The sequence below is a fragment of the Opitutia bacterium ISCC 52 genome (assembly GCA_014529675.2).
In the GTDB taxonomy this organism is placed as follows: Bacteria; Verrucomicrobiota; Verrucomicrobiia; order Opitutales; family UBA2995; genus UBA2995.
Genome location: CP076040.1, coordinates 3,007,428 through 3,028,353, shown reverse-complemented (window position 1 = coordinate 3,028,353; position 20,926 = coordinate 3,007,428). Strand labels below are relative to the sequence as shown.

General features: G+C 47.3%; 11 protein-coding genes. 7 read left to right on the top strand and 4 right to left on the bottom strand.

What is annotated here, in order from left to right; translation table 11 throughout:
- Positions 1 to 167 precede the first annotated feature (167 nt).
- From GA003_12875 to GA003_12845, 7 genes are all read left to right on the top strand, one after another.
- Entirely contained in the window at positions 168 to 3,599 is a 3,432-nt protein-coding gene (locus tag GA003_12875) for a TonB-dependent receptor plug domain-containing protein (GenBank protein QXD26923.1), read from the top strand.
- 56 nt (positions 3,600 to 3,655) lie between these two features.
- Complete coding sequence (locus GA003_12870; GenBank protein ID QXD26922.1) at positions 3,656 to 6,559, top strand: hypothetical protein; 2,904 nt, start codon at positions 3,656 to 3,658, stop codon at positions 6,557 to 6,559.
- A gap of 148 nt (positions 6,560 to 6,707) precedes the next feature.
- Positions 6,708 to 8,564 (top strand): PQQ-dependent sugar dehydrogenase, encoded by a 1,857-nt coding sequence (locus tag GA003_12865; protein QXD26921.1) that lies wholly within the window; start codon positions 6,708 to 6,710, stop codon positions 8,562 to 8,564.
- A 6-nt stretch (positions 8,565 to 8,570) separates the two neighbouring features.
- Positions 8,571 to 9,692, top strand: coding sequence for a class I mannose-6-phosphate isomerase (locus GA003_12860; GenBank protein ID QXD26920.1), 1,122 nt, complete (start codon positions 8,571 to 8,573; stop codon positions 9,690 to 9,692).
- Positions 9,693 to 9,714: 22 nt separating this feature from the next.
- Positions 9,715 to 10,722 (top strand): hydroxyacid dehydrogenase, encoded by a 1,008-nt coding sequence (locus GA003_12855; GenBank protein QXD26919.1) that lies wholly within the window; start codon positions 9,715 to 9,717, stop codon positions 10,720 to 10,722.
- A gap of 1 nt (position 10,723) precedes the next feature.
- Positions 10,724 to 12,640 carry a DUF2264 domain-containing protein gene (locus tag GA003_12850; protein ID QXD26918.1) on the top strand — a complete coding sequence of 639 codons (1,917 nt, stop codon included), beginning with the start codon at positions 10,724 to 10,726 and terminating at the stop codon, positions 12,638 to 12,640.
- Between the two features lie 11 nt (positions 12,641 to 12,651).
- The gene (locus tag GA003_12845) at positions 12,652 to 15,117 is read left to right on the top strand and encodes a right-handed parallel beta-helix repeat-containing protein (protein QXD26917.1); all 2,466 of its coding nucleotides are present in this window, start codon (positions 12,652 to 12,654) and stop codon (positions 15,115 to 15,117) included.
- Between the two features lie 84 nt (positions 15,118 to 15,201).
- On the opposite strand, the gene GA003_12840 is transcribed toward GA003_12845, so the two are convergent.
- The 4 genes from GA003_12840 to GA003_12825 form a co-directional block, all read right to left on the bottom strand.
- Positions 15,202 to 16,746 carry a glycoside hydrolase family 88 protein gene (locus GA003_12840; GenBank protein ID QXD26916.1) on the bottom strand — a complete coding sequence of 515 codons (1,545 nt, stop codon included), beginning with the start codon at positions 16,744 to 16,746 and terminating at the stop codon, positions 15,202 to 15,204.
- 81 nt (positions 16,747 to 16,827) lie between these two features.
- Complete coding sequence (locus tag GA003_12835; GenBank protein ID QXD26915.1) at positions 16,828 to 19,248, bottom strand: heparinase II/III-family protein; 2,421 nt, start codon at positions 19,246 to 19,248, stop codon at positions 16,828 to 16,830.
- 5 nt (positions 19,249 to 19,253) lie between these two features.
- Positions 19,254 to 20,018 carry an SDR family oxidoreductase gene (locus GA003_12830; GenBank protein ID QXD26914.1) on the bottom strand — a complete coding sequence of 255 codons (765 nt, stop codon included), beginning with the start codon at positions 20,016 to 20,018 and terminating at the stop codon, positions 19,254 to 19,256.
- A gap of 11 nt (positions 20,019 to 20,029) precedes the next feature.
- A complete protein-coding gene (locus GA003_12825) occupies positions 20,030 to 20,863 on the bottom strand; it encodes a sugar phosphate isomerase/epimerase (GenBank protein QXD26913.1) in 834 nt (277 codons plus the stop codon).
- Positions 20,864 to 20,926 lie beyond the last annotated feature (63 nt).

The following is a 20,926-nucleotide window of genomic DNA, read 5'->3' as shown; positions in this document are numbered from 1 at the left end:
TATGCAGATTTTTTTCTTGAGTGCAATTAATAATTATTAATTAATCGTTGTTAATTATTTAATATCAGTACATAAACCCCATTCTAGAACCACTCTCTAAACACTGTCTTCCTATGGTTAGGGAGACGTTTCGAACAGCGTTAAATAAGCGCAACGAAGCATTTTCTATGCAAAATCCTATTCTACCTCCCCGATTCCGAACTACTTGCTTGGCGGCAGTTGGAGCTTATTTGTTGTTTGGACTGACTCACTCCGCATTCGCTCAGAATGAGGATGAAGAAGTTGAAGGTGATATTTACCAGTTATCACCCTTCACAGTGGATGTATCCACGGATGATGGTTACCGGTCCACGAACTCAACTTCTGGAACCAGTCTCAATACCGCTATAAAGGATATACCCATGGCGATTGAGGTTCTTAATGCGGAATTTATTGAGGATACCGGTGCCACAAACTTTGACGAAGCGCTGGCTTATTCAGCAGGTGTTTTCCTACAAGAATTTTCTGCTGGCGATGGTGTGAGCACAGATGGAGCTAACACGCCAGGTGCCAATGAAGTGGATAGTGCTGACCGATCTCCTTCATCTCGTGGGGGCACAGGAGGTCGCTTTGCCAATGTAACAATCATTCGTGGATTTAATGTTCCTTTTCAAAACCGGGATGGTTTTCGCTACGGTGGACTTATTGCGCAGTACGGAACGATCCTTGGGGGAATCATTGATACGGCCAATGTTGAGCGCATGGAAGTGGTCCGCGGCCCGAACTCACTCTTATATGGTATTGGTGTATTGTCCGGTATCGTAAACGTGATTCCGAAGCGTCCCCTTTCTGCACCGGTACAAGAGGTTACCTTTGGGATCGGCAGCGAAGGCTATCTTAGAAGCACGATCGATGTGACCGGTCCGTTGGCAGAAAATTTTCTGGGTGGTCAGCTCAACTACCGATTTGCGACTGCTTATGAAGAACGCGATCATTGGACTGACTGGAGAGGTAAGGAGCTAGAGTACTATGTAGGACAGCTGACCTGGCAGACCGAAAAGCTCTCATTGTTTCTGGAAGGTCAATACGCTGACCAGATTGAGACCGGTATTGGTGACCAGTTTATCTATGATAATGTGAATGCAGCCATCGATCAGAATTTCCGTAACGAATTTGGTGAACAAATCAGCTGGACCAAGAATCAAGCATACGGGGGGTTGCCTCAAACTTATCGTATCACTGGACCGGATACCTATCACCAACGTCGTGAATCGAATTTCATGGCCAACCTCGACATCACTCCGATTGAGAATTTGACGATCTCAGCCGGAATGTTCATGACGGATGCACGTGAAGATCAGTTCGATGTAAACATTTCAACACTGGTTAACACGGAGCGCGCTCTGCAATTAAAAGGTGTGCTTACTGAGCGTCCGAATGATCCCAATACGGAGAATCCGCAGGCGATCATCGACTGGTTAGACGAGAACGTGACAATATTTCAAAACGAGCATGTTCCTTCTCCTGAAGGCGATCGTCGTGATCTAAGGGACTATCGAATGGTTCGCTACTGGTGGGAGAATGATCCTGAGGATACGACCACTGAACAGTATCGTTTGCGTGCAACCTACAATTTCGAAACAGAGTTGTTTGGTAAAAATCACAAACACACCTTCCTGGTTGGTCGGCATGATATTAAAGACGAAGCTGACTTTACGATCGGGAATCCTCGCATTAATTGGCAATACGCGGATAAACTCGAAATTGCTGACAATGACCAATTGCAAGTACGCAACATCAATGACCAAAGCGTAATCCGTTATAATGGCGAGCCACTCGGAATGCCTGGTAGACAGTACCGCAATGCGGAGGTGTGGTTCACAGGCCACTACGCTCTCTATCAAGGGCAAATATGGGACGAAAAAATTGGTATTATCGCCGGTGCTCGGCATGATCGCTTTCACTCTAGAGATCGTTTGTGGGATCGATTCGATGAGTTTGCTGAGTTTGGTCCGGACTACGATGGTCCAGCTTTGGAGATCGCACCTGCCAGTGATATTGTAAGCAATCCAAATAATGAAACATTTGGTTTCTTCCCCTTACCTGATGGTGTGAGTGAATATATTCCAAATGCTGATGAGGCTGAGAAAACGACTACCAAGACATTAGCTCTTAATTACCGTCTTACGGATGATATTACCATTTACGGAGTTCGTGCAGAGGGCCTGACACCCAACACAGGTGCTCGCGATGGAAACCTGCTCGGCCTTCCTTCTGAAACCAGTACAAGTGAAGAGATCGGTATCAAGTTTGATATCAACGACGGAAAATTTAGCGGAACGATATCTGCCTACAGGATTGAGCGTGAAAATGCGGTTTGGAGATTTCAGGGAGCACCAGCCCCTGCTCGCTGGGTTGGTGGCGTCAATGCAATCGACGAAGAAGCCAACGAAGATACAGGGTTTGATCCGAGACTCATCACAGATGATGTGGCGCCGTTGTCTTATTCAATCGATCGTCACTATTTCGACGAAGATGGTATCGAAATTCAAAAGGTCTTACAGTTTATCCGGGATGATGAAGGAAATATTGTTGGTCGTCAGTTTGACTGGCCAGAAGGCTTACTTGGCATTGAAGGAACATTCTCGGATACGACTAATCCCAGAAACGCGGTTTATCTACAGTATGATAAACTGGACATGCCCGCTATTGACAAGAATGGGGATCCTACGGGACAGCCATGGCGCTATTACTTGGAAAAGGCTTTTGCTGATCGCGAAAGAAGTTCCTCAGTTTTTAATGCACAGGCAGGACCGGATGATTTTGACCCCATGCTTTGGGGTAGAACACGAGGAACTCTGCTCGGATTAAATACTTCGATCAATAATTCCAGAGGAGCGAATGTCACCTATACCGATGAGGCAACGGGTTATGACATGCAGTTTATTTATTCTCCTCTTGAAAATTGGCAGTTGATATTTGCTTATGCTCATACGGAGAGGGAAGCCACCGGTTCTTTCAATCTGGTTGATGTCGTTGACCCAGAAACAGGGGTTGCTTTTGGCACTGAGTACGATGTCTGGGTGCGTACCTTTGGTCGTGAAGCATTTGGCTTGGAAGAAACCGATACCAACGGCGATGGAGTGATTGATACCGTGACTAAGGATGGTCAACCCATCTCTATGGGTGATGTGAGTCCTCTTGACCTGATAGGAGGCCTGCAAGGTGCCAGCTTATATACGGGATCCGAGGACGCTGCTTCGATGTGGAGCAATTACCGGTTTACTGAAGGAGTTTTTGATGGGCTGGGTGCGGGGCTCGGAGTTATCTATACAGGACCTGCTGCTACATCCATTCCTATTGGAGGCACTGATTTAGCGGCGAACCGATTTGGTACACCTGAGACGGAAGAACGCTGGAATATGAATGCTTCTCTTCGCTACAGCTGGACTATCAACGACCTCTACCTGACTGCGCGTCTGAATATCTACAATGTATTAGATGATACAGAAGGTCTGAGCATTGCTCACTATGTAGATGATGGCGTTCCTCTCAAACGCCGCACAGAGAACTTCTACGCACCCCGCAGTTACCGACTTTCGTTCGGCATCGATTTCTAATTTTCATCGCAAGGGATATAACTAAGCGAAATCACGAAAAACACATCAGTTACATTATGAAAAAAATACTACTAACATTGAGTTCGATCTTTGTTGTTGGTTCGCTATCCGCGACTTTCCAGAAGATCGATGACTTTGAGTCGGGATTATCCGATTCAATTACGGTCATTCAGGAGGAGGGTAATTTTGCTACTTCCCCGAGTACGACCATTGTTGCCGATCCATTTGATGCTGGCCAAGGAAACGTGCTGGCAATCAACCCTGGAGTTCCTTCTACAACCGATGCATTGAACCAGACGGTTGAATATGCTTTGGCAGAGGGCCTACAAGTTACCGACCCTATTACCGAATCGAAGCCGGTCACTTTTTACTTTAGAATGGCACGACCAACGGTCGAAGGCGTTCCGGGTGAAGCTGACATTACTTGGGGAATGGCTGACTCGACTGCTCGTTCCGAGTCAACTGCACCATTGGGCTATGGCACCTATTCTGTATTAGGTCGTATTGAAACCAATGGTATTCCCGACATCCGTGATGGCGGTGACTATATCGACCTGACGACCGAAGCTATCGAAACACAGACTTGGTATGAGTTCTGGTTCGTTGTCGATCACTTCACCAGTACGTTCACTCAGTACGTCAAAGGTGGAAGCGATTTTCCTACCCAAACCATGGTGTATGAAAATGCCAACTACCGTAATGTAACCGTAAATCCACTTGATACGGTTCTCTTCATTACTTCCGCAGGAACTGTTGATGAAGTTAAAGGAAAAGATGATACCTACATTGATGACCTTTATATCGATTTAGATGGCATCAATTTGGATTCGCCCTCTGCTGGTGATCCTGCTGATTGGGCTGAAATCGTAGACCTCGATAGTGGAACTGAACTTCCTGCTGGATTCACCGTAATCCAAGAAGAAGGTAATTTTGCGACCTCACCAAGCACCACTGTGGTTGCTGATCCATTTGGCGACGGCGGCAATGCATTGGCAATCAATCCTGGTGTTCCTTCTACTACGGATGCTTTGAATCAAACCATTGAGTTTACCATTCCAGAAGCTCTGCAAGTAACGGATCCCATCACGGAATCCATGCCGGTGACCTTCTATTTCCAGTTGGCACGGCCAACGGTTGAAGGCGTTCCTGGTGAAGCCGATATCACTTGGGGCTTGGCAGATTCAACTGCTCGCTCCGAGCCGACTGCTCCTTTGGGCTACGGCACCTATTCTGTATTGGGCCGTATTGAAACAAACGGAATTCCCGACATCCGCGACGGAGGTAATTATATCGACCTCACTACGGAAGCCATCGAAACTCAGACTTGGTATGAGATTTGGTTCGTAGTGGATCATTTCACTAATACCTTTACTCAGTATATCAAAGGTGGATCTGACTTTCCGGGTCAGACTATGGTTTATGAAACGGCGGATTACCGTAACGCGACGGTGAACAATCTTGATACGATGCTGTTTATTACATCAGCTGGTACCGTTGATGAAGTTAAAGGTAAGGATGATACCTTCGTGCGTAATTTCCAAATGTCTCCAGGTGTAAACCTGAGCTCACCACCGCCGCCGGCTGCAGCTGAGTGGGAAGAGATTGTAGACCTCGATAGTGATACGGAACTTCCCGCTGGATTCACCGTAATTCAGGAAGAAGGCAACTTTGCCACTTCACCAAGCACGACTGTAGTTGCTGATCCATTTGGAAGCGGAGGAAATGCACTGGCCATCAATCCTGGTGTTCCATCTACCACCGATGCTTTGAACCAGACAGTTGAATTCGCTATTCCAGAAGCTCTACAGATTAGTGATCCGCTTACGGAATCTGATCCCGTCACCTTCTACTTCCAAATGGCTCGCCCAACGGTTGAAGGTGTTCCTGGAGAAGCTGACATCACTTGGGGCTTGGCTGATTCTACGGCACGTTCTGAGCCTACCGCTCCTTTGGGGTATGGCACTTACTCTGTATTAGGTCGTATTGAAACCAACGGTATCATCGATATTCGTGATGGCGGTGATTACATCGATCTGGCTGCTTCAGCCATCGATACACAAACCTGGTATGAATTCTGGTTTGTAGTGGATCACTTCAACAACACTTTCACACAATACGTCAAAGGTGGTGGAGATTTCCCAACACAGACCATGGTCTATCAGGATGCAAACTACCGTAACCAGACTTTAAACAATCTGGATACGATGCTGTTCATCACTTCTGCCGGAACCATTGATGAAGTAAAAGGTAAGGATGATACTTACCTGCGTTCCTTCTACATAGCACAAGGTGTAAATCTGACTTCACCGGGTGCTCCTATTGTGGATACGACGCCTCGCTCCGAAGCCGCAGATGCTGGAGTTACTATGATTACCATGACTATGGATCCAGGACCTGAAGTTGAAGCTGGAAAACTGGTTTTCCTGAACGATGGAACTGAACTCGGTAAAATCGCCTCTATTGCTGGGCGCGTTATTACTTTTGAAGCTCCAACATCAGCTGCGGTCCCTGCGAATAGTCAGTTGACGTTCGTAGAAGACAATACAGTCGACATCACACTTGGTCAGCTCGTCAACCTATCGACTCGTAGTCAGGTAGGCATTGGAGACGATGTATTGATCGGTGGTTTTGTGGTTGGTAATGCTACGCAAGAAGTGCTTATCCAAGCAGTGGGTCCTGAGTTGGAAAACTCTGGCGTTTCCGGGCCTCTACTCGATCCGCTTCTGACAATTACCAATACCACAGGAGGTGTTAACACCGTTATTATGACCAATGATAATTGGCAGGATTCCCAAGGTCAGTTGATTACTGATTTGTGGGGAGGTGCTCCACCATTGGCTGACCAAAGCTTAAGTGCTGCGGCCGTAGTCACACTGGAACCGGGAACCTACACTGCTACCATTTCAGGTGTCGGTGATACAACCGGTGTAGCACTCATCGAAGTTTACGAGTTAGACTAAGTCTAACCTTTAGCACTCATAGAATTTCAACATTTGTTTGATTTCTAAATGATAGCTGGGTGGGCGGAATCCCGCCCAGCTATTTCATTTTTAGCTATAAAAGGTCCGTTTAATTTGGACGACTTAATTACCTATGCCCACTCATACTATGTCCTCTCCCCTAGCTTTGAACGCATCCAAGCACTCTCTTAAGACCGCTTTTTGGATTTCTATATCTGCACTGATTGCCTCTGTCGGCAATGCTCAGGTCAATAACCCTGTTCCGGATATTCCAGAGCCAAGTGGTATCACGCTTAAGATTGAGTCTTTTGTGCGAATACCCGCGAGTTCAGGTTCAGTTCCTTTGGCGCGAATTAATCACCTGAAGCCAATGCACGATGCTGCAGGTCGACTTATGGTCAATGACTTGAATGGACCTCTCCACGTGATCGATGGTCAGCAAGTCGCCTTGTATCTTGATTTAGATACTGAGGTTCCTGCATTTACTACCACTCCCGGTCTTGGAACCGGTTTTGGTTCTTTTGATTTTCATCCTGACTTTGCCAATAACGGCAAATTTTATACCGCTCACTCAGAAGGTCCAGGTTCGGGCACGGCCGATTTTACTAGACCTGTAAATTCTCCAGTTGCTCTACAGGGTGTTGTTATGGAATGGACAGCGACAGATCCTGCCGCTGCGACCTTTTCAGGAACAAGCCGGGAAATTATGCGGGTGGACCTCGTGCATACGATTCATGGGATGCAAGAAATCTCTTTTAATCCAAACTCAGTTTCTACCGATGATGACTACGGGTACCTTTACATTTGTATTGGCGATGGCGGTACAACGATTGAAGGCTATCCAGGAAATACTCAGTTACTGAACTCTGTTTTAGGAACCATTTTAAGAATCGATACCGCAGGTAATAATAGTCCAAACGGGCAATATGGCGTTCCTGCAGACAACCCATTTGCTGATGATGGCGATCCTGACACTTTCGACGAAATTTGGGCTTACGGTTTTCGTAATCCACACCGTATCAGTTGGGATACAGCAGGTGATGGGAAAATGCTTTCTGGTGATATTGGAGAGAAACAAATTGAAGAGCTCAATTTGATCGAACCTGGAAATAATTACGGTTGGAATGTTCGGGAAGGAACCTTCCGAATTAATCCAAATTTTGAAAATGATCCCAACAGTGGTGATAGAGAAGAGGTCTTTGAGCTACCGGCAAACGATGCAGAATTAGGCTATACTTACCCTGTCGCTCAGTTTGGACGTCACGTAGGTGTGGCCATCGTGAGTGGTTATGTTTACCGAGGATCTGATCTACCTGCGATGGCGGGAAAATTTATTTTTGGCGATATCAAGTTTGGGGATCTTTGGATCGTCGATGCTGATTCTCTATCTCAGGGAACGCAGTCCGACATCGAAGTGCTCAATCTAGAGCTCGATGGTCAACCCACTACGATGTTTGAATTGGCTGGGAATAATGAACGAGCGGACATCCGTTTCGGCATCGATGATGACCAAGAGCTATACTTGTTAGAAAAACGAAAAGGTATGATCTACAAAGTGGTTGAAGCGGTTGATGAGAACAATAACGGAGGAAGGGATCCTGCCACCGGTGGAAAACTCGTTAATCTTTCGACACGTAGTCAAGTTGGAACAGGGGATGATGTTCTGATTGGTGGATTTGTAATTGGGCACAATTCTCAAAAAGTTCTCATACAAGCAATCGGTCCTGAGTTGACGAACAACGGTGTTACAGGAGCTCTTGCTGATCCTGTTCTTGAAGTTTTCGATGCAGGAAATGCTTCTTTGGGAACGAATGATGACTGGGAGGACGATGCTGAATCCGCAACCAAGATTAGGGATTTGTGGGGTGGAGCCTTACCTTTTGCTGACGGAAGCTCGAGCTCTGGAATTATTCTTATGCTCAACCAAGGAAGTTACACGGCTGTAATTTCAGGAAAAGGGGACACGACCGGTGTCGCATTAATTGAAGTTTACGAGGTCGAGTAATGGTGTATGGAATTGGGGACCTTTCAAATTGATCCAAAATCAGTCGTGAACACGAAAACTGGCATACTAAAGTTTGAGCCTAATCGTGTTTGGCGTACTTATCAGGGAGGTAAGGTCCTGGATCAGATTGAAGGAAAAGAAACCGTTGAAGATTCACATTTTCCGGAAGACTGGATTGGTTCTGTTACCGAAGCTAGAAATCCGGGCCGAGAAGAGCAGGATGAAGGCTTGTCTTTGGTGAAGAGCGACTCTGGAGAAGTTTTCACATTCCGCGATATGGTATCAGCATCGCCAGAATTCCATATTGAAGAGGGAGCAAGTTCGGAGGACTTAGACCGACTACCATTGGTCAAATACCTTGATAGTGCTACCCGCTTGCACTTCCAGGTTCATCCCACTGCTGCATTTGCTCGTGAACGTTTGAATGCCAATCGTGGTAAGACGGAAGCGTATGTCATCTTGGCTGTCCGTGAGGGCATTGATAATCCCTACATATACGCCGGATTTCAACGACCACCCGAACGCGAGCAATTGAAGCAATGGATTCTTGATCAGAATATCGAGGCCATTGAACGTTGTTTTACTCCAATCCAAGTAAAGCCTGGAGATGTATTCTTCATTCCTGGAGGTAGACCTCATGCGCTGGGAGAAGGCATTCTCATGCTGGAGATCATGGAAGCATCCGATCTCGCTGTTCGATTTGAGTTTGAACGGGGTGGCTTTGTGATTCCTGAGGAAGCGCGATTCATGGGGAGAGATATCGAAACTTCGCTCGACGTATTTAACTTTGAGGTGGTTGGAGATGACGCTATCGATTCGTGTTTTCGATGTGAGCCGAGCGTGATTCACGATGCGGGTAGCGCGGGACGAGTAGAAGAACTCATTGGTGCTAAGCAGACCTCTTGCTTTAGAGTGGAAAGAAGTATCGCTCATGGGCAGATGAGAAAAACGTTAATCCAAGGATTTATTGGTGTGGTTGCTGCTGGGAAGGGCAGTGTCTCTATCGATGGCCTTGAGGCGCCTTTGGATCAATGGGATCGTTTTTTCTGCCCCGCTGGAGTCAAAGAAATCATTTATGATAGTGAGGATGAGCTTGTCGTCCTCGAATGCTATCCAGGTTCAAACTGAAATTTTAAATCAAATATTTATCATGGAGAATATAGTCTGCTTAACTGAAAGAGAGATAGAGACTTTCTTTCCTAACGGGCAATTGAACGATGCTATGTCGCTCATGCAAACATCTGAGTCGTTCGATCCTCTCGCTTTTGAAAACGAAGACGAATGGTTGAATTTGCTGCGTGATCGAAATCCAGAAGTTTTGATGGCCGGATGGAAAACGCCGCCACTACCTGAGAATTTATCAGAAGTTGCTCCTCGACTAAAGTATGTATGCTACTTGCCGGGATCGATTCGAAAACTCGTGCCTCGAAAAGCCATTGAAGAAGGTCTCTTGGTAACCAGTTGGAGTTCATCAGTGAGTCGCACTATTTCTGAATGTGCATTGTTGCTCGCGCTCACCTGCATGCGTCGTGTGCGCTATTGGACGGAAGAGATGCATTTCAATGGCGGGTGGAAGGATCAAAGTACGGAGACACAGTCTTTGTTCGAGCGCCGAGTAGGACTACATGGTCTGGGGTTAATCTCTCAAAAATTAGTCGATCTGCTAAAACCGTTTACCAATAATATCACTGCCTTTTCTCCCAGCGTTCCTGACTCCATTTATGAATCGTTAGGAGTTGGTCGGAGTAACTCTCTGGAAGAACTGTTTTCCGAGAACGATGTGATCATAGAACTGGCTGCGCTGACTCCCAAGACCACGGGCATGGTTACGGAAGCGCATTTACGCATGATGCCCCAAGGAGCTGCCTTTGTGAACGTAGGTCGTGGGGCCGTGGTTGATGAAGATGCGTTGGCCAGAGTGGCTACTGAGCGAGAAGATATTCAAGTGGCTCTGGATGTGTATGGCATCGAGCCGCTGCCCAAGGATTCTCCATTCAGGGGGATGAAGAATGTGATGCTTTTGCCTCACTTAGGCGGTCCAACCATCGATAGAAGGTGTGATGCCGGAGAGCATGGATTGGCTAATTTGCGGCGCTATCTCGCCGGTGAGGAATTGGTCGATCCTTACGACCTAGGCATGTACGATCGGGCATCTTGATATGAGCCGCTCACCTGTTGTTGAGAATTCGTCGGCACTCGCCGCGTACCGTGGTTGGCAAGATCGTGCCTGGAAATTACTGGCTCCCTTGGAGAATCTTATGGAGTCCGGGCGGGCCGATCTTCCTATCGAAGGCAAAGCCAGTGATCATGATCTGAATGCAGACCGAGTTGAATCCTTTGCTCGTCCTCTGCTTTTATTCGCGCACTGGCGTTACTCATTGAGTCAAAACACGGAAGAAGGAGATCTTGAAAAAGCAGAACGGATGGGGCAATGGTTCCGTCAGGCTCTACTTCTAGGAACTGATAGTAGCTCGGAACACTTTTGGGGATGGTCCTCAAACTTTCATCAGCACTCCGTTGAAATGGGATTGATGGTAATAGGATTGGAGCTGAGTCGCGATTGGTTGTGGGATTCGATTAGTCAGGCTGATCAACAACAAGTGCTATCTTGGTTGGAGTCGGATATTGGGAATGGGCACCATTGGAACAATCATATGTTCTTTGGGATTTTTGTAATGGAATTCTTGGTAAGGGAGGGACGAGGCTTTCCGTCTTACCGAGCTGTGATCGATCGCTATTACGGTGATCTTGAGGATATGTATTCGGGGGAAGGTTGGTTTATGGACGGTATGAATCAATCCGTAGATTTTTATAACGCCTATGCCTGGCACTACTACAGTCTTTGGTGGATTCGTCTCTATGGCGAGGCCAGTCCCGAGCGTTGCGAATGGTGGAAGGACAAAACTAAGCTGTTTCTGGAAAACTATGAATTGTTTTTCAGCTCCCAAGGTGAGCAAGCAGCCTTTGGTCGATCGATTACATATCGTTTCAACGCCACCGCTCCTTTTGGCATGGCTCAGTTGCTTGGGATAAGTCCGACAATGCCTGGGTTGGCTCGAACGATCTGCGAACGGAATATGGATTTCTTTTTGGAGAAACCAATATACCAATCACAGGGCTGCCTTTCTATGGGTTGGTATGATATATTTGAGGATATGGTGGAATCCTACAGTTGTGGTGGTTCTCCTTACTGGGCGGCTAAAGCATTTTCTCCACTTTTAATACCTTTGGACGATCCTTTTTGGACGGCTTCTTCTGAAGCTATTCCGGCGGAATCTTCAGATCAGGTGGTCGCTTTCGCATCTCCAGGGTTGATTGTTCGAACCGTTGGAGGCGAATCGGAGATTATCAACGTTGGTTCACAGATTGCTTCTTGTAATATTCGTTTTGGAACTTGGAAGTGGGGTAAGCTAAGTTACTGCTCCAGTATAGGTTTCTTAATCTCAAGGGATCCAAATCAATATCCTTTGGACGCAGGTCTGACCGCGACGAATTCTAGTGGAAATCTAATTCTTGGGCGTCACTATACCGCACCGGTTAAAATGGAGGAGGATGGAATGGCCTGTTTGTACAGCCTGGGCCACAAAACTGAACAATCACAAGTTTCCGTCGAGACCCGCCTGTGGTGGAAGTCAGGGTGGCAGTTGATTTTACATCGATATATTTCTCATCAAGACTGTCTCTTGCGGCATGGGACATACGCGCTGTCCGTTGATGAGGCGGGTGATCTTGTAGAAAATAAAATCGATGACTTCTATGTGAGCATTTTTGAGTCTGGTAAAGGTATAGCTGTGCAGGCCTTGCATGGATTTCAGGGAATTTTCAGCCATGACCGTTTGTCGGAAGAGGATGGTCCTAGGGAACACATCCAAGGTCCATTCCATGTTCTGCGGACTCTTGATAGGAGCGTGGGCCGCGAACAAGGTTACCTGGCTTGCTTAAGTTGGGCAGGTAGTAATCAATCCGAATCCATCGCATGGGAGGTGATCTCTCTCGAGAGCGGCCGGTGGGAGCTCGAGCATTGTAAATTGGGCGCTTGGGTTATCGAAGATGAATCACTGCCAAAATTAGCATAGAAAGTTATCGGATGTTGAGAGGTCTGTTTAAAGGATGCTTAGTTGCCGCTTTATGGGGTTCGGCTTCTCACTTACTTCTCGGTGAAGCGCTATTTGTCGAACGCTTTGATTATGAAAACGGCGAGTTGAATGAAGCTTCGGATAATCGTTGGTTGCCTACGACATCCGATTCCAGAAATCCCAACCTGTTTGTCGTGGATAATCAGCTAAAGTGGGATTTTACGGGACCGATTCCTGACCCGGTAAATAATGGCTATTATGGTGCCATCTTTGATAACTCGGGTATCAGTTCCGGTGTATTGTTTAGTTACTTTGATTTGGAAGTGATAAAAGCCCCCATTGGCGGGGAGAATACGGCTGGTATCTTTTTCACTATGTGGAATGGTAGCGGCGGTAATCGCTCGCGAACCTTTATTGCTGCGGTTCCAAATGGTAACGGAGGAATTATTCCCGGACGGTTTCGCCTAGGTATAACTAAGCAATCGGGCAGTCGTTTTGATGCGGTCTACTATCCTGAGGATTGGGCAGAGGGAACTAAGCTCACCGTTCTCGTAAAAAGTGATTTTGATGGAGAGACCGTTTCTTTATACATTAATCCGGAAACGGAAGAGGACACGCATGTAGTGGCCGATGACGGAAGTTTTCTCGGAATAAAAGGAGTGGCTGTTCGCCATCGCGATGAATCAGAAGAAGGGGTAAATATCGGGATTTTTCGTATCGATAATATGGCAGTTACCCGAACCTTTGGAGATTTTGAAGCACCTCCTGATTTACCACCCTCCGGATTGACTGTGTCTGGAGTGCCAGGAGCCGGTGTATCCGTCAACTGGGAAGATAATTCGGATAGCGAAACGGGGTTTCGTATCGAACGACGCCTGTCTGGTGGCACGGAGTTCGAAGATCTAGGAACGGTGTCCTCGAATCGTACCCATTTTTTGGATGCTACCGGAACGCTTGCTACGCTTTATGAGTACCGCGTTGTAGCCTTGGGCGGTGATGAACTGCTCTCGGATGTGAGTTCTGCTACTCAAGCTTATGCTGATCCGCTGCCTTTGTCGGCTCCTGCTATTGAATCAAGTCGCCAGGGTAATGCGCTCCGCCTGAGCTTTACTGGTGAGCAAGCGGCGAGCTATGAAGTTCAATCGTCTAACGATCTCGCGGATTGGAAGCATTTCGAGCAGTTTCATCAGACCGAAGCAGGTGACTTGAGTGTCCTGATTGAGCCCGATGAGTCAGGGCGAAATTTCGCTCGTGTGATTGGCAGTCGCTTTTCGCTGCCACCGATACCCATTGGGCTGTCAGAATCGTTCCAGATGCCGGTCAATGGAACGGGAGCTTCTCTAAATTTATCAGACTTTAGTGTGACTCCGGGAAATCCGGACGACAACGATTCGCCAGGTTTGCAAACAGCTATCAATTCCTTGACGGAAGGTGGTATCTTGAATGTGGAAGGCGGGGTTTATCATTTGAAAACGACTATCAGCGTACCTTCAGGAGTAAGCATCCGAGCTGCTGAGGGCGAAGCTGTTGAGTTTGAGACGGTTGGAATAGCAGCAGGATTCCGCTTAGCTCCGGGGGTTACAGATGTGACCTTGGATGGCTTAGCCATTGTTGGTAGTGACACAGCGCTCAACTACGGAGTTGAGGTGGGTGCGACTAATTCTACGAGCCCTGAACGGATTTGGTTGAAGGACCTTAGAATCGAAGGATTTGCGCGTCAGGGAATTCGACTCCGCTCCACGAAATATGTAAAGGTGGAAGGATGTAGAATTCTTAACGCCACTGATCTGGGGGGTGGAGGCCGTGGTTATGCGGTTGAATTACACGGTGCTGCATGCGAACAAAACTGGATTACCGGGAACGTGATTGGTCCAGTCATACGGCATGGAGTGTTATTGCAATTTTCTGCGCACAATAATTTGGTCGAAAAAAACACCTGTTTCGAAACAACGGAGGATGCTTATGACCTGCACGGAGAGGATGAGTATGCCAACGAACTTCGCTTCAACTTGGCTTATTGGGATGACGATTCTGCACCCTTTGGATCTCCATCTGGGTTTGGTGTAGGCAATACCGGAGCGACCCATGATCGCTCAGGTCCAGGAAATTGGATTCATCATAATGAAGTAATGGGTTATCAACTCGGGATAGAAGTCGTTCAACAGTCTCACATTGTGTTCCTCGATGCCAACAAGCTCTACGATAATCCAGTTGCTGGAATCAGGCTGCACAATGGCAGTGGAAACAGTGTTTGGATTCGCTGTAATACGATTTCTGGAAGTGGGGTAGGCGTGGATGCTGAACGAGGATCCGCCGGATTGTTCGTGGATGGAAACTTTATTAATGGAAATGAGATAGGTGTTCGTACGTCGGGTGACTTGTTAGACTATCGGATTATTAATAACGATCTTAGGGGGAACGAATCTCCTGTAGATTTAGGAGATGAATCCGGAGATTACCTGGATAACCGGGAGTAACTTAGTCGACTTCATAGACTTCTACCAACGCAACACCTTGGGTGTTGCTGGACCCATTGATCACTGCGGTGTACCTTCCGGGGGCTAGGGTAATCGCGATAGCCTATTGCTGTCTGGATCCATGGGAGGTGAACCATTCCAAAGGTCACTGATGATGATTACTTGCTTATCATCGTCTTCCCAGTTGTCATTGGTAGCTAATGCTTCCTCGTTTGCATCAAAGATGGTTAGCGCCGGGTCTGATAGAAAGTTATCAATGCCTTCCGTCGAAAGCTCTGGGCCCAATGCCTGAACAATAACTTGTTGTGCTCCTTTTGAGATGACAAAGCCAGCTATGAGAATTTGATCTCCTGTTCCAACGTGACCTCTTGTTGAAATATTGACTGGCTTTCCAGTAGTCGGATCCAAGGGAAACATTTCCAGGTAGCGAAGGCCGGCTTCTACAAAGAAATAGTCGGCGAAAATGGCAGCCGTTTCAGGGTCGCCCCATTTGCTAGATGCCTTTCGGAGAATGGATTCGTAGTTCGTGCCTCTTGAAAGGTATTCCGTGCTGGCTAGTGAATTTAGAATGGCGGAGGCCCGAATTAGGTATTTTTCATCTTCGGTCATATCGTACAGTTCAAGGGCAGCTGATGCGACAATGGCCGCAGCGGATGAATCTCGAGGGTTTTGCGAGTTGAGTGCCGCATCAAAGTCAGAGTAGGGGATAGCATCTGAGCTTTGAATATCAGTTGCAGTAACAAAGTAGTCGAAACAGGCTTCTGCGCGATCCAGCATACGCAGCAATTGTGTATAGCGATAAACCATCGTATAGCCATAGACGGCCCATGCCTGACCCCGTGACCAGGTGGAATCCGTTATCCATCCCTGATGGGTACGTTTGTAGTCCACCGATCCATCAGGTTTGTATCCAACTACGTGGTACGTGCTTCCGTCTTCTCGCACTAGATCCCTCCAGGATATGTCCGCATGAGAAATCGATTCATCAATATAGTTCTGGTTTGAGTCTCGGTATCCAATAAATAGCGGGAGCTCCAAGTTCATCAGCATGTCGATGTTGACCTCAAATACCATGTCGTTCGGATTTGTGGTGCTAGCTGTGATGCTCGGGTTTGTAACAGGATTTGAGGAGTGGTTGGTCCACGCTCTGTAGCAACCGATGATTGGGTTATATCGTTGAGTTGAAAACGTGTTGGTTGCTGTTCGCATAACGTTAAGGTAATCCTCGTTTGACTCTCCCAGAATCAAATACCCGAGTCCAAAACTGTCGAATATTTGGAATCCAGTATCGTTGTCAGCAGCAGTAGACCGGGACCTCACACCATTAGTCCAAAGGCGAGCGCGTTGTGACCAGACCAGTTCTCCGGTGTGGTCGTACATATACCAGAACAGACCCGGAACGAATCCACTGCACCAAGTGCTACTGTTTTTGACATTCCATTGTCCGGCAGTGTTAGAGTAGTCTACGAATTGATTAGTGTTATCGAGGACTTCTTCAGCGAGGCCAGTCAGGGGTTGCTCTGCAAACTCGAGTGCATCGTTTAGTTTTATTGCGAGCTCATCATTTGCCCAGGTGTTTACGGTGATTAGTGCAGCAATCAGTCCAACAGAGAGATGTTTCGTGTTCATCAAAGTAGTATCCTCCAGTTATGCTGGGATAGTACTTCGATTGATTGTTGAAGCAAAGAAGCAGGCAGGAAATAAGGCCCCCTAATTCAGTAAATAATTACCGTCTTCTTCGAATCGAATAATAAGCCCTGAGTCAGTTGATTTGAATGGGACCTTTCTGCCATCAAGCATGACCGACTGAATCTTCTTGGGTAATTTTAAGTGGACTTCGGTTGGCTTTTCAATATCGATAGCGAGGCTGATGGTTTTGCCCATTTCGAGAGCAAAGGTGAGGCGCTCGTCCGCTGTAAGGAAACTCGAATTTTCTATGTTAACTAGTTTGACGGATTGGCCAACCACTTGAGTCAATTTACCTGACTCGTGTCTCGTCCAAGAAAAGTCACCATCAAGCTGAATGCCTTCCTTGGAACTCTTCTTGTCGGAATGTGATTTTAGAAAAAGGTCCGTGGTATTGCCTTGTGTGATTTTTGCTCCCAGGAGTTTCTCACTGGAAATGTCTTCTATGATCGGAGCCTTCTCGCTCTCACCAAGAGGAAAAAGAATTTGTCCAAACAATGCACTGCTGCCGGCCTTTGATGTTTGAAGGGAGGGGAAGGAGTCGCAGTCGGCCTTGATATAAGTGCTCTCGGTGTTGTTGATTATGGTCTCAGATCCTGGAGTGAGTTGATAGCTGATTAATTTTGCTGCATCACCGTACCGATCTTTCTCATACGACCATGTGAATTGATTTCCCTCGCGATGAACCGAGCTGCGTCCACCGTGAAAATAGACGTCGAATTTTCCGTCCAGCTTCTGTCCATTGTCGTGCCCCTTTGCTTCATCCAGAATGAGGAAGTAGTCACCTTGGATAAAGGCTATGGTTCGGTTGGCTGAACCCTGTATCTCTCCGAGGTAGCGACGGAAAGGTGCCGTCTTTTTTTCGAGATCAAAGAAGGACGTGTTTAGTTTATCCTCTGATGGATTGGGTGTGTTTTCCACGAAGTCTCCTAAGGGAATATCGTCAAAAGTGAGGGTGTTGTGCGCCTGTGGGCGACGGTAGTAAGTATAGCGAATGTCTTCTCCGTAGCTAGAGCGCGTATAACCACTATCAGAGGCCATCATCTGATTTTTTGAGTAGAGAATGAAGCTCAGTGTATCATTGTGGTCGTGGTTGTCAGCTTGTGGTACGCTATGAAAAAGCAAGTAAGATTGATTTTTTTCTCCATGAGTCCAGCGATCGCGGAAGAAGGTCTGTCCTCCATCCATAAAAATGGTTGGATCAGTCGTTGGAGCACGCGCTTGGATGTCTGGATCGTAAGAAATCAGTTCGTAGAGTTCCTTCGGATAATCCCAAGTGGCTCCGGTGTAGTTGAAGCCGCTGATCTTTTCAATGTCGCGGTAGGGTTGATAGTCGGTGGTTTGAAAATTCCATTGGAGTATCTGCGAGAATGGAACATCGGGGGCGAGGAAAGAACGATGATCGGCAAAGGCCTTGGCTACCATCTGGGTAGGAACGGGACGAATGAATGAGTCTTCCACGTTCATGATCCAGCCCTTAGCATTTCTTCCTATGACTCCCCACTCAAAAGACTCTTTGAAATCTTCAAAGTAATCTACGCCCGAAACATTTTTGTAGTGATAGAGGAAAGGTACGTAATTCAGCCATGAGAAGATATAATACATGCCGCCTTCACGATAAATTCCATCGGCACTGAAGTGGTAATGCGTGTTCCTGTTGGCTGCCTCCATGGCATTTTGAAACCAATCAGCTGCATCGGGATCGTCTGTAAAGGTCAGCGCATAGGCAGCTAATCCCCAAGCCGGTTTGGACAGATGGTTATGAGGTCCACTCGCCCAAGAATCAAGGTTCTCATGAGTGTAGCGAGCCACTTTGAGTAGGCGTGCTCGGATGATCTTATCTTCCTCCTTACTGAGAAAGGGTTGCACAAAGTCGTAGGCGGCACAGATGGATTGCGACCAGATGCCTTGGTAAATTTCGTCCACCGATTTGTCGACGCCAGAGCCTCTGGGATCGAGATCGAAGAACGGTCCATCGAAGGCTCGCATTAATGCCGCTTTTGCCCGGTCGATGTAGGCTTGTTTCTCTTGCGGATCATCCGTCATCCACGCCATGAACCCAGCGTAGAGTGGGATCTGGGTCATTTCGCCGTAGTACTTGTGAATTCGCTTGTTATTGGCACTTGCGAGTTCGGGGATCCAGAGCTCTTCATCTGGGATAACTTCTGGGAAGGGGGCGGTAAGCAATGGGTGATTCTTAACTTTGGTCCAATATTCGCGAATGGTGGCATCGGCATTCAGTTGGGTTTTAAATGCCGCCAGACCTTCTTCGCTGAACCAAAGGGAAGGATGGATCTCCTTTTCGGGAAGTACGGCTTCAGTGGAGACTCGGAATCCGGAATGGGATTCCCAATTGGCGTTGAGAAAATCCTTGCCAGCCTGGAGAGTGGCGGCACTCGCCAGACTGATCGCAAGGATTGTTACTCTGTGAAAAAGCTGTGTCATTTTATTTAGGCGGAGTAGACTCCACCATTTATGTCTATCGTGGCACCGGTGACAAAACCATCGTATTCTGAAGCCAGGTACTCAACCACTCGAGCTACGTCGTCAGGATTTCCGGCACGTCCCAGAGGTATGCCTTTGATCGTTTCGTTGGCGGATTCCTCGCTTGTGTGTGTGCTGTGAAATGATGTGCCAAGGATGAGTCCCGGGGCAACCGCATTTACGCGAGTGCCTTGTGGAGCGAGTTCAACGGCGAGTGCACGGGTGAAGGTGAGAATGGCTCCTTTGGTAGTCGAATAAACTAAGGATCCTGGGTGTCCGCCTTTGCGACCAGCTAGTGATGCCAGGTTTACCATGCTGCTGGTTTCGTTTTTCGCCAGATGTGCGGCTGCTGCCTGGGAAACAAACATCATGGAGCTCATGTTGATGTCGATGACCTTACGCCAGAATTCGGCGTCGATCTCTCCCACCCATTTTCGGTCTACCAGTGAGCCGGCGTTATTGATCAAGATGTCCAGCCCACCCAAATGGGCGACTGCGTTCTCGACGGTTTCCTTTGCTTTGTCTGCATCGGTCAAGTCACCGCCAAGGGTGTATACCGTTTGACCCTTGCCGTTGGCATCTTCAGCAATTTTTTCAGCATTGGCTGAACTGGAAAAGTAGTGAATGGCTACATGTGCTCCGGCTTCGAGAAGCGTCCTTGAAATGGCTTCGCCAATTCCCTGGGCTCCGGCTGTTACTAGTACGCGTTTGTTTTTTAATTTTTCGTTCATCCGATGGAGATTTAAAACCAGTTGAGTTCTCTGGCTCTTGTGAAAGCTTCTTTAAGTTCAGGTAGGTAGGGATGCCACATGCGTTCCCACTCGATAGTCACAAACCCTTGATAGTGGTTGTCTTTTAAGAGGTCGAGGGTCGTAGCTAGAGGGAACTCTCCATCACCCAGGTTGACATAAGTGAATGGGTGGCGTGCGGACGGTTCCGAAATACTGTCTTTTACGTGAACGCTACAAGTGTTTTGAGAGAGTTGATCCCAACTGGCTTCAACGGCCACATTCCCTTTCTTCCAGGTGTGGTGTGTATCCCAAATGATCTTAAGCTCCGGGTATTTCGCTGCGAGACGTTGATGAGATTCGATATGAACCAGGCAGTCGTGCGTCTCAATGGCGATGTCGGCTTTCCAGCCGCTCTTGTCTCTTTCCTCTAACCACCATTCGATGGTATCGCAGGCGATTCCGTAAGCGATGTCATTGAGCGCCGTATCCACCGTTCCACCATCAAAAACACGTAGAAATTGAGTGCCCGTAGCTTCAGCCCAAGGAAGAAATTCCAGGAAGGCGATTCGATCTTCGGTGGAATTGCCAACCATTTTCAGGGAGGTGTCGAAGCAACTGATACCGATTTTCTGATCCTTGAGATAGCTGGCTAATGATTCCGGTGAATCAAACTGCTCCTGAAAGAGAGTAGGCAAGTCCACTCGTTGCTCCGTGGCGCGGAGTTCCGCATATGGAAGGCCAAAGGTACGAGCTAGTTCACAGATTTCATCCAGCGTCATTTCTGGACAACCGAGCGTAGAAAAAGACCATTTGAATCCCGGATAGAGCAAATTGTTTGATTGCATTGTGGGTAAATTAATAAATATAAATTTATTATCAACCTCATATTTTAGAAAATAGCAGGTGAT

Excerpts from the sequence above, each read along its gene's own strand:
- GA003_12860 (QXD26920.1), top strand. The coding sequence starts at position 8,571 with ATGGAATTGGGGACCTTTCAAATTGATCCAAAATCAGTCGTGAACACG.
- GA003_12865 (QXD26921.1), top strand. The coding sequence starts at position 6,708 with ATGTCCTCTCCCCTAGCTTTGAACGCATCCAAGCACTCTCTTAAGACC.
- GA003_12830 (QXD26914.1), bottom strand. The coding sequence starts at position 20,018 with ATGAACGAAAAATTAAAAAACAAACGCGTACTAGTAACAGCCGGAGCC.
- GA003_12845 (QXD26917.1), top strand. The coding sequence starts at position 12,652 with ATGTTGAGAGGTCTGTTTAAAGGATGCTTAGTTGCCGCTTTATGGGGT.
- GA003_12850 (QXD26918.1), top strand. The coding sequence starts at position 10,724 with ATGAGCCGCTCACCTGTTGTTGAGAATTCGTCGGCACTCGCCGCGTAC.
- GA003_12855 (QXD26919.1), top strand. The coding sequence starts at position 9,715 with ATGGAGAATATAGTCTGCTTAACTGAAAGAGAGATAGAGACTTTCTTT.
- GA003_12875 (QXD26923.1), top strand. The coding sequence starts at position 168 with ATGCAAAATCCTATTCTACCTCCCCGATTCCGAACTACTTGCTTGGCG.
- GA003_12825 (QXD26913.1), bottom strand. The coding sequence starts at position 20,863 with ATGCAATCAAACAATTTGCTCTATCCGGGATTCAAATGGTCTTTTTCT.
- GA003_12835 (QXD26915.1), bottom strand. The coding sequence starts at position 19,248 with ATGACACAGCTTTTTCACAGAGTAACAATCCTTGCGATCAGTCTGGCG.
- GA003_12840 (QXD26916.1), bottom strand. The coding sequence starts at position 16,746 with ATGAACACGAAACATCTCTCTGTTGGACTGATTGCTGCACTAATCACC.
- GA003_12870 (QXD26922.1), top strand. The coding sequence starts at position 3,656 with ATGAAAAAAATACTACTAACATTGAGTTCGATCTTTGTTGTTGGTTCG.